Genomic DNA, 14291 nt, shown 5'->3' with positions numbered 1-14291 from the left:
TTGGGGTGGGGGTGCAAACTCGGCGGCGGGCGTTGGTTCACAGGTCTTCGGTGCGACGTCTCCGACTCAGAGCTGACACCCCCACACCCAACCCTCTCCCCGCAAGGGGGGAGGGGCTTTGCACGAGGGTTCCGCAAGGGGAGAGGGGACGCCGTTTTTGAGAGATGTGTGAATGCCGTAGTCCTACGGAGGAGGAGAACAACACCTCGGTTGCGGCGCCAGATGAATGCCGATCGCCCCTCCCCCAACCCCTAACCCTTATGGATCGGGTCGATCCAGGCGACGCCCTCAGGCTTCTCGGCAGGTTCGATGTCGAGGTTGACCACCACGGCATCGCTATCGCTGCGCACCAGCACGCAGGACAGGGTCTCGTCGGACGAGGCGTTGATCTCCTGGTGCGGCACGAACGGCGGCACATAGATGAAGTCGCCTGGCCCGGCCTCGGCGACGAATTCCAGCGCCGCGCCCCAGCGCATCCGCGCCCGCCCGCTGACCACATAGATCACGCTCTCCAGCGGCCCATGGTGATGCGCCCCGGTCTTGGCGCCGGCGTGGATATGGACGGTTCCGGCCCACAGCTTCTGGGCTCCCATCCGCGCCCGGTCGATGGCCGCGGCGCGGTGCATGCCCGGCGTCTGCGGCGTTGCGCTGTCATCCAGCTGGTCACCCGGCACGACGCGGACGCCCGAGTGCTTCCAGCCGTCGTCGGGGGTCAGTGGGGTGTCGGTCATGCCGGAAGCAGACCCCGAGGCCGCGCCGGAGTCCAGCGCCCCGCCGCGCCGGGGCCTCAGCCTTCGTCGCGGAAATAGGGCTCCACCGGCCCCTGCAGCTTGATGGTCAGCTGCTTGCCGCGCCGGTCCAGGGTCTTGCCGACCGCCAGCTTCACCCAGCCCTCGGAGACGCAATATTCGTCGACGTTGGTCTTGTCCTCGCCCTTGAAACGCACGCCGACGTTGCGCGCCAGAATGTCGGCGTCGTGGAACGGGCTGTCGGGGTCGGTGGACAGTCTGTCGGGCAGCTCCGACGCGGGCGGGGCGGGGCGGTCGGCGGGGGTCTCGCTCATGGCCCCGCCGTCGCACAGGCCGGCGCGCGTTTCAAGCGCGGCCGACGGCCGCGGTCGCGCCGGCGCGTTAACGATTCCGGCGTGGGCGTCGCGGACGAAATACGGCGAAAACGCACCGCCGTGGGCATTTTATTGCCGCGACCTGGACGAGAATTTTCATCGGAATCCCACAAATCCAGCGGGAAATTCCCCTGAAGCGGAAGGTTTTTCCCCTCACACGAGAATTTCACCCGGCCAGGAGGGACTTGACCGAATAAGACCGAAACGTGGCCCTTGTGTTGCCGGCGTATTTGCTAACAAATGGTCTTAACGGGTCCCGCTGGGACTGGGTTCGGGGTATTTACCAATGCGCTATGCGAAGCTTGCCGGCCTGTCTGTGGCCCTTCTCTTTTCGACCGTGTCGGGTCTGGCTCATGCCCAGGTCGTGAAGCCCAGCTATCTGGAATTCGAATCCCGCGATCAGTCGTTCGACGCGCCGCTCGGCGGCCTCAGCGCCGGCCCGACGGTGATCTACGGCGGTGGCGGCAGCGTCGCCTCGGTGGTCAAGAGTTTCGAAGGCATCAGCCAGTATGACGTGGCCAGCTTCGGCCGCAATTTCATCCCGCCAGACACCATCGGCGCGGTGGGCAAGACCCAGTATATGGAACTGGTCAACGGCGGCATGGCGGTGTTCGACAAGGCCACCGGCGCGCGCACGATGATCCAGTCGGACGTGGCCTTCTGGTCCGCCGCCGGCAAGACCGGCACCAACGGCGACCAGCGGGTGATGTACAACGCCGCCGCCGACAAATGGATCGCGCTCTCCTTCGGCGCCAGCCTCGGCGACATTCAGATCGCGGTGTCGGACACAGGCAACGCGGCCGGCACCTGGAAATCCACCCAGTTCACCGGCTTCAGCGGTCTCAACGCGGTGGCCGACTATCCGACCCTGGCGATGGACAAAAACGCCGTCTACATCGGCACCAACAACTTCGGCGGCCCCACGCAGTCGTTCAAGGGCACCACCCTGAACGTCATCCCGATCGGCGACCTGTTCGGGGCGCTCGGTCCGTCGGCCGCGGCCGTGAAGCAGTTCAACACGCCCTACACCGGCGGTTCAGGTGACGACTACACCCGTGGCTACGCGATCCAGGGCGTCAACAGTTCCACGGCGGGTCCCAACGGCAAGATCATCACCGTGTCGCTGATCGACTCAGCGCTGCAGCGCTACGACGTGCTGAACGCCGGCACGGCCGGCGCGACCCTGACGGCCACGGGCGCCAATATCGGCGCCAGCTACGGCGCCAACAGCCTCGCACGCCAGCCCTACACCACCGGTACGGGGCCGACCCGGGTCGTCGACACCCTGGACGACCGCATCAGCGCCAGCGCCTATGAAGTGAACGGCAAGATCTACAGCGTCCACACGGTCACCGAGACCGGCAGCGGCCGGACCTCGGTCCGCGTGGACGTGATCAATTCGACCACCAACGCGATCATCGACGAGTTCGATATCGGCGCCCCCGGCTACGACTATTACCAGGGCTCCATCGCGGTGAATTCCCTGGGCCAGGTGGTGGTCGGCTTCGATCGCTCTGGCACCTCGCTGGTGGACGGCAAGATCACCGTCATGGCGCGCACCTTCAACACCAGCGGGCTTGGTCACCTCTATCAGACCGGCTCGGACCTGGTGCTCCGGGTGAGCGACACCGACAGCTACCACAATGGCAGCGCCTTCGGCAGTCCCGCGGCCGGCCGCCAGCGCTGGGGCGATTACAGCGCCGTCAGCCTGGACCCGATGGACTCCTCGAAGTTCTGGCTGATCGGCGAGTTCGCCCGCGAATTCAACGCGCCGGCCTTCGGTCACCCGGGCGGAAGCGGCTTTTCGCGCTGGGGCACCTATATCGCCGAGATCGGCATGAGCCCTGTGGGCGTGCCCGAGCCCTCGACCTGGGCGATGACCATCCTGGGCCTCGGCCTGGTCGGCTCGGCCATGCGCCGTCGCCGGGCGATCGCCCAAGCCTGATCGGTACGGCCCTGCTCGGGCCCCGGCCGAGACGAAACAGACGGGCGGGGCCACAGGCTCCGCCCGTTTTTTCATGCCTGTCGGGCGACCTGGATTAGGTTCGACACCGGCCTCGCGCCGTGGGAGGCTGACCCATGGTCAACTCAGCCCGCATCCTCGCCGCCGCCGTCGCCCTGATCGGCGCTTCGCCCTCGTCCGCCGCTGTCGTTGCGGGTGTCGTCCCCGTGGGAGTCTGGGGCGGCGACCAGGCGATCCTCACCGTCGGCGAGGACGGGGCGAGCCTGAAGACCGGCTGCGCCGAGGGCCACATCCCCGGCCCGGTGCGGGTCGACCGGAAGGGACGGATTTCCGCCCACGGCACGTTCCAGAGCTTCACCCCCGGCCCCCAGCGCGCCGACGAGGAGCCGGGCGCCCTGGACGCGGCCTTCACCGGGCGGATGAGCGGCCAGACCCTGCGCCTGACGGTCCGCGCCTCAGCCGATCCCGCGGCGCACAGCTTCACCCTGCGCCGCGACGCCCACCCCAAACTTATCCGCTGCCTCTGAAGGGGTCAGGCGGCGCGTCTGGCCTTCGGGGCGAACTCTGGCGGCCCGGACACAAAACGCTCCCGTCATCCTAGGCGACCTGCAAAGGCCGCGCCGGGATGACAGGCGTTTGGGGTCTTGCCTCACAGTGTCGGCTCGAGGGAACCCCTACCTGCACGCGTCCACGACCCGTTCCAGATCCGTCAGCCGGCGCGTCCTCAGCAGGCGTCCGGCCGCCATCAGCTGATAGCGATCGGCCGCGCCGCCGGCGTCGCGCAGGGCGGCGTCGGTGTCGGGATATTTCGGCGCCCTGGGAAATCCCTTCGGCACGCAGTCGCTCTTCGCCGGCGCGGGGACCTTGGCCGCGGGCGGCGCGGGGAGCGTGGCCGGGGGTGCGGTGATGACTGGCGCGGGCGGGGCCGCGGGCACGGGGGGCTTGGGTTTCAGGCTGGCGCAGGCGCTCAAGCCCAGCCCACAGGCCAGGGCCACGGCCAGCCGTCGCGGAGAGACGCACGTCACCGCAGGGTTTCCAGCACCGCTCTGTCGGCGCTTTCCATGCGCGCGCACACGTCGAACCCGGGCGGTCCCGACCCGGTGAGGCGGCGGGCGCGCGCCTCGGCGCTGGTCTCGGCGCCCGCGACCCGCACAGCGACGCCGCCCCCGCCGCTGCCGCCCCGCGCGCCGCCTTCGCAGGCCGCCAGCCGAGCCTGCAGCACCGCGCCGGATTTCTGGTTTTCCTCGCTGAGCTGGGCCACCCGCGCCCGCAGCGTCGCCTCGGTGCGCGCCGCCGTGTTCGCCGTCACCGCCAGCAGGGCGCACAGGACAAGAGCCAGGGCGAACCCTATGGGTCCCGCCAGCCGGCTGGTGAAAGCCTGGACGAGTGTCGCGAGCATGACGCCTCTATACCCCTGATCCATCGCCGCCGCTCGGCTCGGGCTTGGCCCGAAGCTTGGCGGCGGATTTCAAAAACGCACGAAACTCCGACAAGCTCCGCCACAATCAAGGCGCACCCGTGACCGACCGGTCGCGCCGCCGACATACCACCGTCGCCTTGCCCGCCTATCAAGGTCGTGGGGCGCGTAACGGAAGGAGCCCAAGGCCATGGCCGTCTACCGCATCTACCTGGTCCACGACGATGGGGGCCTGGAGCCCGCCGAGAGTTTCTACTGCAAGACCGACGGCCAGGCCCTGGCCCTGCTGACGCCGCCGGCCCGCGCCGATATTCGCGCCGAGCTCTGGCAGGGCGGGCGCTTCATCGGCGCCGCGCGCCACCGCAATCTGACGGGTCGCCCTGGCCCCTATGCGTCCAGCGGACCGCCGAACTGATCGCGAACTGGCCGCCTATTTCGGCTTGCGGAACTTCAGCACGAACTGGTCGGTCTTGCCGCGGATCGCCGGACTGAAGACGTTGGCGCTGTGCGGGTCTTCTGGATTGGCCAGCATGGCGTCCTCCGCCGCCAGCTTGAAGCCGGCCGCCTCGACCTCCGTCCTGACGACCGCGGGATCGATACGGTGCAGACTGTCGGCGACCTCCACCGGCGCGCCGACCGCCGCGGCATGATCGACGACCACATAGAGCCCGCCCGGCTTCAACGCCTTGAAGATCTGCGCGTTGACGCTGGCGGCGGTCCCGGCGGGAAACGGCTTCAGGTGCAGGTCGTGATAGTTCTGCACGGTCAGGACCAGATCCAGGCCCGCGGGCAGGCCGGTCGCCGACAGCGGCCCGGTCAGCGCCACGGCGTTCTTGTAGTCCGCAACGGCGGTCGACTGCTCGGTCCCATAGGCTGCGCGGAACTTGATGAACTCGGCGGACTGGTAGGCATAGACCTTGCCCGTCGGGCCGACGGCGGCGGCCAGGATGCGGGTAAAATAACCACCGCCCATCATGAAGTCGGCGACGCTCTGCCCGGGCTTCACCTCGGCGAAGGCCAGCAGCTCGGCGGGCTTGCGGGCTGTGTCCCGGGCGACGTCGCCTGCCGGCCGCGCCTTGTCGGCCACCGCCGCCGACAGGTTGGCGGGCAGGCCGGCGAACGCCCCACTGGCGGCGCCAAGGGTTGCGACAGCAAGCGAAAGCGCGCTGAGAATCAAGACTATCCGTTTGCGAGTCATGCCCGACGCCTCCCCAGAAACCACGCCCAAGCAGGGTCCAACTGGCCCAGCCTAGCAGTTCTGGATGACCCTGCGCAGGCGCCGTCCGCCCTCGATATGAAAATTCCCGCGCCGGCCGCCGGAACGACCTAGGGGTGGGCGGCATCGTTGGCGTCTTAACCTCAAGGCCGCAGCCCAAAAGCCCAGGGCGCCGCGGCTCCAGGCCCCGACGCCCCCCGAGCGTCGGGGCTTTCTGCCCTCCCCGCAGCCCCTTCCTGACCACCCCCTCCGACGGGGAGCCCCTTCCGCTGGGCGCGACCCCGCGCTACGCCTGGGGGCGGGGAGAACCGATCATGGTCAGCAAGGGCCGCGCCGCGTGAGCGCCGAAGACGTCGTCCCGCTCGCCGGCGGCCGTCGGCTGCGGCTGCTAGCCTATGCCGGCGTGCCGATCCTGATCATCAACTTCGCCGCGCCCTACGTCGGCATCCTCAACCTGCCGATCGTTTTCTTCCTGAAAAACCGGTTGCACCTGTCGGCCCATGAGACCGCACAGTTCAACCTGATCGTCGCCATCCCGCTGTTCGCCGGCTTTGTCTTCGGCTTCATTCGTGACCGTTGGAGCCCGTTCGCCGCCGGCGACCGAGGCCACCTGGTGGTCTTTGGCCTAGCCAGCGCGGCGGCCTATGCGGCCATGGCCTTCGCGCCGCCGACCTATGCGATGCTGCTGGGCGGCGTCTTCCTGGTGACCGTCCTGATGCAGTTCGTGGCCGGAGCGGCGGCGGGCCTGGCCTCCGGGGTCGGCCGCCATCACGCCATGTCCGGCCAGATGAGCACTGTGATGAACGCCACCACGCTGGCGCCGCAGATGATCGCCATGCTGCTCGGCGGGGTGCTGAGCGGCCTGCTTGAGGGCGCCGGCGCGGCCAGCGCCGCACGGGTGCTGTTCCTGGTGGGGGCCGGCCTGATGATCGCCATGACCCTCTACGGCGGCTTCGGACCGCAGCGACTGTTCGACGACGCCAAGGCTGGCGCCGAACCTGGACGCCTGACCCCGGGCGCGGATCTCCGGCGCCTGTTCCGCACCCGGGCGATCTATCCGGTGCTGGCGATCCAGTTGCTTTGGCAGTTCGCGCCCGGCGCGGGGCTCGCGCTGCAATACCATCTGGCCAACGACCTGCACGCCTCCGACGCCCAGGTGGGCGCATTCTACGCCATCTTCTACGGCGGTTTCCTGCCGATCTACGCGATCTATGCCTGGCTCGCCCAGCGGGTGAGGCTGCGGACGCTGCTGTGGGTCGGCGCGGTGCTGGCGGTGCCACAGATGGCCTCGCTACTGTTCATCCGTTCGGCCGAAGGGGCGCTGCTGGCGGCGATCCCGATGGGCCTGCTGGGCGGGGTCGGCCAGGCGGCCTTTACGGCGCTCGCCATGCGCGCCTGCCCCAAGGGACTGGAGGGCACGATGATGATGCTGTTCCTGGCGGCCTACTGGATCTCGACGCGGGTCGGCGACCTGTGGGGTGCGGACCTCTATCAGAACCACGGCGGCTACGACACGACGCTGTGGGCGACCATCGCCGTCTACGCGGCGATTCTGCCGATCCTGTTGGCGGTCCCGCGACGCGTCAGCGACACCGTCGACGCGTGACCGACGTCACAGCTGCACGCCATCCGGTCGTGTTTGATCGCGATGCACCTTTTTCCGGTGTGTCTTGAACCGCGATCCGGAGACCGATCCCATGAGTGTCGCCCACCATAGGCCCATCGTCGCCATTCACCGCAACGACCCGGAATGGATCATCGCCCTGTGGCTGGCGATCCACGGGGGCGATCCCGCGCCGCACCTCTCGGCCCAGGCCAGCGAACGGGCCGCCGCCGATGCGATACGGGCGCTGTCCGCCCACCTCGGCGCCGTCCAGGCCAAGGCGGTCAAGGCGGCGCTGGGCCACTGACCTGACGCGCGGCCGGGTCCGCGCCCGGCCGCGCCGCCCCGGTCAGACCTGCCCCCCCGGTCCGACCGACCCGGGGGCGAAGCCGGGAACTCCCGCCGGTGCAGCGGGTTAAGGCATCATGGCCAGCCTGGAGATTCCGCCGCACGCCTACCGCCGTAGCCGCCAGGCGATCCTGATCCTGGCGCTGGTGGCCATCGGCAGCTTCGCAACGGGCGTCCTGCGCCAAACCGCCGGTTTCGCACCCGTCGTGGCGGCCGTGGCGCAGCCTGCCGCTGCGCGGTTGATCGCCCTGCCGCCAGCGACCCTTGACCTCGCCCACGCCGAGCCCATCCTGCGATCGTCGGCGCGCCTGGCGCACATCGCCGCCAAGCCGGCGCCCGCCATGGAGCCGGTGGCGTCCGCGCCGGTCTCCGCGCCGGTGGCCGTGGACGCCGTGGCGACCGTCCCCGCTGCCGGGCCCGCCCCGGCCAGCGACGAGGCGCCCGCCGCCTGAGCACGCCGGCATCGCCCGCGATCGCGGCGACCCGCCCCTGTTAGCCATCTTTGTTCACGCGTCGTTGTGCACGGACGCCCCACAATGGTTTCAGGAGGGGTGTTCAGCGCTTGGAGGAGCGCCGATGGGTGACCTGTACGTCGTCCTCGAATGGATTCGGGACCTGAAGATCGACCCGTTGGCGGCAGTCATCGTGGCCGCGATCCTGGCCGCCTATGTGGAGCAACGGCTGGCGCGGCGGCGAATGGCTGACCTGACCTCGGCGCGCCCGGACGAGACCGCTTTGCGCGAGGCGCGGCGCGAGGGTCGCCGGCGTCGGCGGCGCGGTCAGTGATGCGCGCGGAAGACGGGCCGCTCGCGCCGGAACGCCCTACCGTCCCTGGAACACCGGCTGGCGCTTTTCCAGAAACGCGCGCCGCGCCTCCTGGCCGTCCTCACTGGCGAAGGCGCGACGGATGTTGGCCACCTCGAAGCGCAGCTGGCTTTCCAGATCGGAACTCTCATAGGACCGCACCATCCCACGCTTCAGCAGGCGCAGGGTGATCGGCGACCAGGCGCACAGTTCCTGGCAGTAGGCCGCCAGCCGCCCGGCGAACGCCGCGTCGTCCACCACTTCGCCGGCCATCCCCCAGGCCACCGCCTCGGCGCCCACCAGGGTGCGGTTCTCCATCATGAAGCGCATGGCGCGCTCATAGCCCATGGCCTGCGGCAGGGTGACGGTCAGGCCCGCGTCGGGCGAGCCGCCGATCCGAGTATAGCCGGCCATCAGCCGCGCGCTGGACGCGATCAGCCGCACGTCTGTGGCCATTGCCAGGCCGAGCCCCGCGCCGACCGCGACGCCATTGATCCCGCCCACCACCGGCTTGTCGCAGCGCTTGCGGATCGACAGCAGGAACTGGCCGACCCAGCCGATGTCGTCGAGCATCGCGGTCTGCGGAGTGTAGGGCGAATAGGCCTCGCCGCCCGGCGTCAGGTCGAGCCCGGCGCAGAAGGCGTCACCCGATCCGGTGATCGCCACCACCCAGACATTGTCGTCCGCCGCCGCGGCGTCGACCGCCTCCACCACGCCCCAGGCGAGGTCCAGGCTGAGCGCGTTCTTCTTCTCCGCCCGGTCGAGCATGATGGTGCGGACGTGGCCCGCGTCGGTGACCTTGACGAGCTTGGTCATGTCTCTGTGTCTCCCCGCACCCTCTGACTATCTCACCAAGGCGTCGTAGATCCACGCCCGGTTCTTGCGTTGGTATTCCATCGCCCGCTCACGGCTCTGCACCATGAACACCATGAAGAGGTCGTTCTTCGGGTCGACCCAGAACTCGGTGCCGGCGATGCCCCACCAGGAGTAGGTCCCATTGCCGGGCCGCTGCAGCTTGTCGTCCAGGACCAGACTGAAACCCAGACCAAAGCCCATTCCGGGACCCGGGAAAAACAGGCCGGCCTTGCGGATCTGCGGCGTCGTCTCGTCCTGCCGCATCCTGGCCAGGGTCTCGGGCTTCAGGATCCGCACGCCCTTGTACTGGCCGTTCCCTTCGAGCATCAGCACGAAGCGCAGGTAGTCCTCCGCGGTGGAGGACAGGCCGCCGCCAGCCGACAGGAACGGCATGGGCTTGGCATAGTCGTAGTAGATGTCGCCCAGCGTGCCATTGGCGCCGGCGCCCTTCAGCCCCTCGGCGAACCGCGCGCGCTCGGCCTCCGGCTGCCAGAATTTGGTGTCGGTCATGCCCAGCGGGCCGGTCACCCGCTCGCGGACGAGCACGTCCAGTGGCTTGCCGCCGGCCGCCTCGACCACGGCGCCCAGGACGTCAGTGGACCGCGAGTAGTACCAGGCGGTTCCCGGCTCGGAGCGCAGCGGCAGCCTGGCGATCATGCGGGCGAAGTCGCGAGCCTTCAGGTCGTAGCGGTTCTCTCCGCCGTCGGCCCACACCTTGGAGAGCGGTGTCGTCGGCTGGATGAAGCCATAGATCAGGCCCGAGGTGTGGCTCATCAGGTGGCGGACCAGCATCGGCCGGGTCGCCGGAACGCTCGTGCCGTCGGCCTGCCAGACGCGCAGGTTGGCGTACTCCGGCAGGTATCTGGACACCGGCGCGTCGATATCCAGCCGGCCCTCCTGCACCAGGGTCATGGCGGTCACCGAGACGACCGGCTTGGTCATCGAGAACACCCGGAAGATCGTCTCCGCGGTCATCGGCGCCGTCTGGCCCGGGCCCTGGACGCCAAAGCCCTCCTGGAACGCGACCTTGCCGTGGCGGCCGATCAGCAGGTAGGCGCCGGCGATCCTGCCCGCCGCCACGTCGGCTGTCAGACCCGCGCTCGCCACCGCCAGTTTCGCCGGATCGAACCCCAGCGCCGCCGCATCGCCCCGCACGATCGACGAGACCTTCGGATCGACGCCCCTGGCCGCGCCCACCGTCGGCGCCGTCAGGGCCAGCGCCAGCCCCACGGCCAGCGCGAACCCCGCGACCCGCGCGCTCAGAAATCCCCTGGTCATCCCACGTCCCTCCCACCGGCACAGATGGCGCCGTTCCCAGCCGCTGGCAACGCTCCACCGACGGCCTCCACGTCATCAATCTATCCGACTCATGCGGTTCTTTTCTCCGAAATACATGCGTAATTCCAGATATTTAGAGCTTGGGAGATCTGATTCACGCCCGGTCGCCGCCGCGGTCGACACTCACCGAGATGGTGTCCCGACGGGGGATGGCATGGAACGCGGCCTTCCAGGCTCGACCGTTCTGTCGGGATTGTCAGCCTCGCACCATCCGGCGTGCCCGACCTTGGGGGATTTGGTCGGGCGGGCGCGGCGGTCTACACCGACAGCTTCGATTGGAGGATCGTGATCCCCATGCGGCTGGCGATGTGAGCGTGTGATGCAGGTCCAAGACCCAGGATTCATCGCGCTGCACGGACGGGCCAGTTCGGCGATCCTCGAGCTTGCGCCGGGCGAGGCGCCGCTGTGGCGCTACTGGGGCCCAAGGCTTCCCGATGACGCGCGGCCGCCGGGCCCGATGCGCGACAGCCGCCCGCCCGCGTCCTTCTCCCTCAACCACGATCAGCCGCTCTCGGCCTTCCCGACCTTCGGGGTTGGCTGGTTCGGGCAGAGCGCGCTTATCGCCCATCGCGCGGGCCGCGACTTCGCCCAGGCGTTCACCGAGACCGAGGTCTTCTGGATCGAGCCGGAGCGCCGCGTGGAGCTGACGCTCATCGACCCGGTCGCCAGGCTCAGCGTGCGGGTCTGCCTGGCCCTGGATCCTGTGAGCGATGTTCTGACCCTCTCGTCGCGGCTGACCAACGACGGGCCGGAGGATCTGGAGGTGCACTGGCTCGCCGCCGCGGTCTTGCCGCTGCCGCCGCTCGCGTCTCACGTCGGCTATGTCTCGGGCCGGCACAATGGCGAATTCCAGCCTTGCGAGGACCGGCTGGGACACGCGCTGTGGCGGCGCGAAAATCGCCGGGGCATCACCTCGCACGACGCTTTTCCCGGCGCGATCGTGCGCGAGGCGGGTGCGACACAGGAGACGGGCCTGGTCTACGGCGCTCAGCTGGCCTGGTCGGGCAACCACGCGCAGATGATCGAACGGCTGGAGGATGATCTTTTCCAGTGGCAGCTCGGCGAATGGTTCGCGCCCGGCGAGGTGCGGCTTTCCCCCGGCGCTTCGCTGGCGACCCCGGAGGTCCTGGCGACGGTGTCTTCCGCCGGGCGTGGCGGTGTGGCCCGAAATTTCCACGCGGTGATCCGTGCACGGATGACCTGGACCGGCGGGACGATGCGGCCGCGGCCGACCCACCTCAACACCTGGGAAGGCGTCTATTTCAATCACGACGAAGCGACGATGAAGGCGCTGGCCAACGTCGCAGCGGAGCTCGGCCTGGAGCGGTTCGTGCTTGACGACGGGTGGTTCCACCGGCGTGACAACGACAGGCTGGGGCTGGGCGACTGGCGTGCGGACGCTCGGAAATATCCGCACGGCCTGGGGCCGCTCGCCGCTCACGTCACCGCGCTCGGCCTGGAGTTCGGCCTGTGGGTCGAGCCGGAGATGGTCAATCCCGACAGCGACCTCTATCGCGCGCACCCAGACTGGGCGCTGCGGATCGAGGGACGCCCACAGCTGACCGCCCGAAATCAGCTGGTGCTCGATGTCGCCCGCCCCGAAGTCGCCGAACATCTCTTCACCCAGCTCGCCGCGCTGCTGGAGAGCCTGCCGATCGGCTATCTGAAATGGGACCACAATCGCGACCTGACCACGGCCGGCGGTCCCGACGGCAAAGCGCGGCACCGGGTCCAGACCCTGGCGTTCTATGCGTTGCTGCAGCGGATACGGGCGGCGTTCCCGAACGTCGAGATCGAGAGTTGCGCCGGGGGCGGCGGACGGATCGACGCCGGCGTCCTGAGGCACACACACCGCGTCTGGACCAGCGACTGCATCGACGCCGTGTCGCGCGTGGCCATCCAGCGCGGGTTCCTGCAATATTTTCCGCCGGAGATCATGGGCGCCCATGTCGGTGCTTCGCCCGCGCACAGCACCGGGCGCAGCCAGACGCTCGCGTTCAGGGCCGCCGTGGCGCTCCCCGGCCATTTCGGCGTGGAGCTTGACGCCGCAGCCTTGACAGCGGCGGACAGGACAGACCTTGCCGTCTGGATCGCCCTGCAGAAATCCCTGCGTGACCGGCTGCACGGCGGCCAGGTCTGGCTCGGGGATGCCGGCGACAGCCTGCTCTGGCAGGCGCATGGGAAGGCCGAGGATCTGGTCCTGTTCGTCTACAGGATGGCGCCCAGCGCCCTGCGCCAGATGCCGTCCGTAAGCTTGCCGATGCTCGATGCGACGCGGCCCTATCGCGTCCGCCGTATCGACCCTTCGAGCCCGGGATCGCGCGCCTCGGCCACGACCGCGACGTTCGCGGGCCTGGAGGGCGACGGCCTGGTTGTCGATGGCGCCTGGCTCAGCGCCGCCGGCCTGATCATGCCGCCGATGAAGGCGGAGACCTGCGCGATCTTCACCGTCACGGCGCGGTAGACTCAAGACCTTCACCGGCCTGGCGGATGGCCACGGCCAGGGCGGGCAACTCCGCGTCGGAGACCGTGCGCAGGTCGATCAGGACGTGGTCCTGTTCGATCCGGCCAAGCACCGGCTGTGTTCCTGTGCGCAGGCGCCGGGCCAGGGCGTCCGCCGAAAGGCCCAGGGCTCGCAGGGCCACGGCCCGGCCGGGCAGGGCCTGCATCGGCAGGGCGCCGCCGCCGGCATAGCCCACAGTGTCCTGCACGCCGACCTCGATCGCCGGGAGACCGGCGACCAGCGCCCGCAGCGCCTGCGCGCGCGCCGCAACCACCGAAGCCGACTGGGTCAGCATGCGCAGCACCGGCACCCGCGCGACCGGATCGCTGGGCGGCCGATAGAGCCTGAGCGTCGCGGCCAGAGCGGCGACGCTGAGCTTGTCCAGCCGCAGGGCCCGCGCCAGCGGATGGCGGGCGAGCGCTGTGACCAGGTCCCGGCGTCCGGCGACAATCCCCGACTGTGGCCCCCCCGCGAGCTTGTCGCCGCTGAACAGCACCAGGTCGACGCCGGCGCGCAGGCTCGCCTGCACTGTCGGCTCATCGGCGATCCCGTAGGGCCGCAGGTCGATCAGCGCCCCGCCGCCCAGGTCCTCGACCAGCAGCAGCCCCCTGGCCCGGGCGAGGCCGGCGAGCGCCTCCAGGCCGGGCGCGCTGGTGAAGCCGCTCATGCGGAAATTGCTGGGATGAGTGCGCAGGATCACCCGTGCGTCGGGATGGTCGTCCACGGCGCGCTCATAGTCGCTGAGGTGGGTCCGGTTGGTGGTCCCCACTTCGATCAGGCGTGAGCCGCTCTGCGCGACGATCTCTGGCACCCGGAAGCCGCCGCCGATCTCGATCAGCTCGCCGCGCGAGACGATCACCGGGGATCCCGCGGCGAGCGCCGCCAGCGACAGCAGGACGGCTCCGGCGCAGTTGTTCACCGCCAGTCCGGCCTCGGCTCCGGCGATCTCGGCGATCAGCGCGTCGAGGTGATCGTGGCGCGAGGCGCGGCGACCCGTTTCCAGGTCGAGCTCCAGGTTGCCATAGCCGGCTGCCGCCTGCATTGCGCGGACGGCCTCCGGCGCGAGTGGAGCGCGTCCCAGGTTGGTATGGATCACCACCCCCGTGGCGTTGATCACCCCG

General features: G+C 69.4%; 16 protein-coding genes. 8 read left to right on the top strand and 8 right to left on the bottom strand.

Annotated features, from left to right (window positions below):
* Positions 1–251: 251 nt before the first annotated feature.
* Positions 252–731, bottom strand: coding sequence for a cupin domain-containing protein (locus tag RMN86_RS03725; RefSeq protein ID WP_309604488.1), 480 nt, complete (start codon positions 729–731; stop codon positions 252–254).
* A gap of 56 nt (positions 732–787) precedes the next feature.
* A complete protein-coding gene (locus tag RMN86_RS03720) occupies positions 788–1063 on the bottom strand; it encodes a DUF3297 family protein (RefSeq protein ID WP_309604487.1) in 276 nt (91 codons plus the stop codon).
* Positions 1064–1409: 346 nt separating this feature from the next.
* Between RMN86_RS03720 and RMN86_RS03715 the strand changes: the two genes are divergently transcribed.
* Both RMN86_RS03715 and RMN86_RS03710 read left to right on the top strand, forming a co-directional pair.
* On the top strand, positions 1410–3068 hold the full coding sequence (locus RMN86_RS03715) for a PEPxxWA-CTERM sorting domain-containing protein (RefSeq protein ID WP_309604486.1): 1659 nt from the start codon (positions 1410–1412) through the stop codon (positions 3066–3068).
* Positions 3069–3202: 134 nt separating this feature from the next.
* Positions 3203–3613, top strand: a complete 411-nt coding sequence (locus RMN86_RS03710) for a hypothetical protein (RefSeq protein ID WP_309604485.1) — start codon at positions 3203–3205, stop codon at positions 3611–3613.
* A 147-nt stretch (positions 3614–3760) separates the two neighbouring features.
* Here RMN86_RS03710 and RMN86_RS03705 read toward each other — a convergent pair whose 3' ends face one another.
* Both RMN86_RS03705 and RMN86_RS03700 read right to left on the bottom strand, forming a co-directional pair.
* Complete coding sequence (locus tag RMN86_RS03705; RefSeq protein WP_309604484.1) at positions 3761–4111, bottom strand: hypothetical protein; 351 nt, start codon at positions 4109–4111, stop codon at positions 3761–3763.
* Positions 4108–4485 (bottom strand): hypothetical protein, encoded by a 378-nt coding sequence (locus RMN86_RS03700; RefSeq protein ID WP_309604483.1) that lies wholly within the window; start codon positions 4483–4485, stop codon positions 4108–4110. The genes RMN86_RS03705 and RMN86_RS03700 overlap by 4 nt, the downstream gene beginning before the upstream one ends.
* Before the next feature lie 208 nt (positions 4486–4693).
* Between RMN86_RS03700 and RMN86_RS03695 the strand changes: the two genes are divergently transcribed.
* Positions 4694–4918, top strand: coding sequence for a hypothetical protein (locus RMN86_RS03695; protein WP_309604482.1), 225 nt, complete (start codon positions 4694–4696; stop codon positions 4916–4918).
* A 15-nt stretch (positions 4919–4933) separates the two neighbouring features.
* Here the strand turns inward: RMN86_RS03695 and RMN86_RS03690 are convergent, their stop codons facing one another.
* Positions 4934–5701 carry a methyltransferase gene (locus RMN86_RS03690; RefSeq protein WP_309604481.1) on the bottom strand — a complete coding sequence of 256 codons (768 nt, stop codon included), beginning with the start codon at positions 5699–5701 and terminating at the stop codon, positions 4934–4936.
* A gap of 355 nt (positions 5702–6056) precedes the next feature.
* On the opposite strand from RMN86_RS03690, the gene RMN86_RS03685 reads away from it, so the two are divergent.
* The 4 genes from RMN86_RS03685 (at position 6057) to RMN86_RS03670 (ending at position 8456) form a co-directional block, all read left to right on the top strand.
* The gene (locus RMN86_RS03685) at positions 6057–7325 is read left to right on the top strand and encodes an MFS transporter (protein ID WP_309604480.1); all 1269 of its coding nucleotides are present in this window, start codon (positions 6057–6059) and stop codon (positions 7323–7325) included.
* 91 nt (positions 7326–7416) lie between these two features.
* The gene (locus tag RMN86_RS03680; RefSeq protein WP_309604479.1) at positions 7417–7629 is read left to right on the top strand and encodes a hypothetical protein; all 213 of its coding nucleotides are present in this window, start codon (positions 7417–7419) and stop codon (positions 7627–7629) included.
* Positions 7630–7747: 118 nt separating this feature from the next.
* Positions 7748–8122 (top strand): hypothetical protein, encoded by a 375-nt coding sequence (locus tag RMN86_RS03675; protein WP_309604478.1) that lies wholly within the window; start codon positions 7748–7750, stop codon positions 8120–8122.
* Positions 8123–8246: 124 nt separating this feature from the next.
* Positions 8247–8456 (top strand): hypothetical protein, encoded by a 210-nt coding sequence (locus RMN86_RS03670; RefSeq protein ID WP_309604477.1) that lies wholly within the window; start codon positions 8247–8249, stop codon positions 8454–8456.
* A gap of 36 nt (positions 8457–8492) precedes the next feature.
* Here RMN86_RS03670 and RMN86_RS03665 read toward each other — a convergent pair whose 3' ends face one another.
* Complete coding sequence (locus RMN86_RS03665; protein ID WP_309604476.1) at positions 8493–9290, bottom strand: enoyl-CoA hydratase/isomerase family protein; 798 nt, start codon at positions 9288–9290, stop codon at positions 8493–8495.
* A gap of 27 nt (positions 9291–9317) precedes the next feature.
* The gene (locus RMN86_RS03660; protein ID WP_309604475.1) at positions 9318–10607 is read right to left on the bottom strand and encodes a serine hydrolase domain-containing protein; all 1290 of its coding nucleotides are present in this window, start codon (positions 10605–10607) and stop codon (positions 9318–9320) included.
* 379 nt (positions 10608–10986) lie between these two features.
* Here RMN86_RS03660 and RMN86_RS03655 point away from each other — a divergent pair, with 379 nt between their 5' ends.
* On the top strand, positions 10987–13131 hold the full coding sequence (locus RMN86_RS03655) for an alpha-galactosidase (RefSeq protein WP_309604474.1): 2145 nt from the start codon (positions 10987–10989) through the stop codon (positions 13129–13131).
* On the opposite strand, the gene selA is transcribed toward RMN86_RS03655, so the two are convergent.
* The coding region (selA, locus tag RMN86_RS03650; RefSeq protein ID WP_309604473.1) for an L-seryl-tRNA(Sec) selenium transferase at positions 13118–14291 on the bottom strand (1174 nt) is incomplete at its 5' end. The two genes, RMN86_RS03655 and selA, sit on opposite strands and share 14 nt — an antisense overlap.

Source organism: Phenylobacterium sp., from assembly GCF_031360265.1.
Taxonomy (GTDB): domain Bacteria; phylum Pseudomonadota; class Alphaproteobacteria; order Caulobacterales; family Caulobacteraceae; genus Phenylobacterium.
The sequence above is the reverse complement of the archived record's forward strand: the minus strand, read 5'-3'. Positions and strand labels throughout refer to the sequence as shown.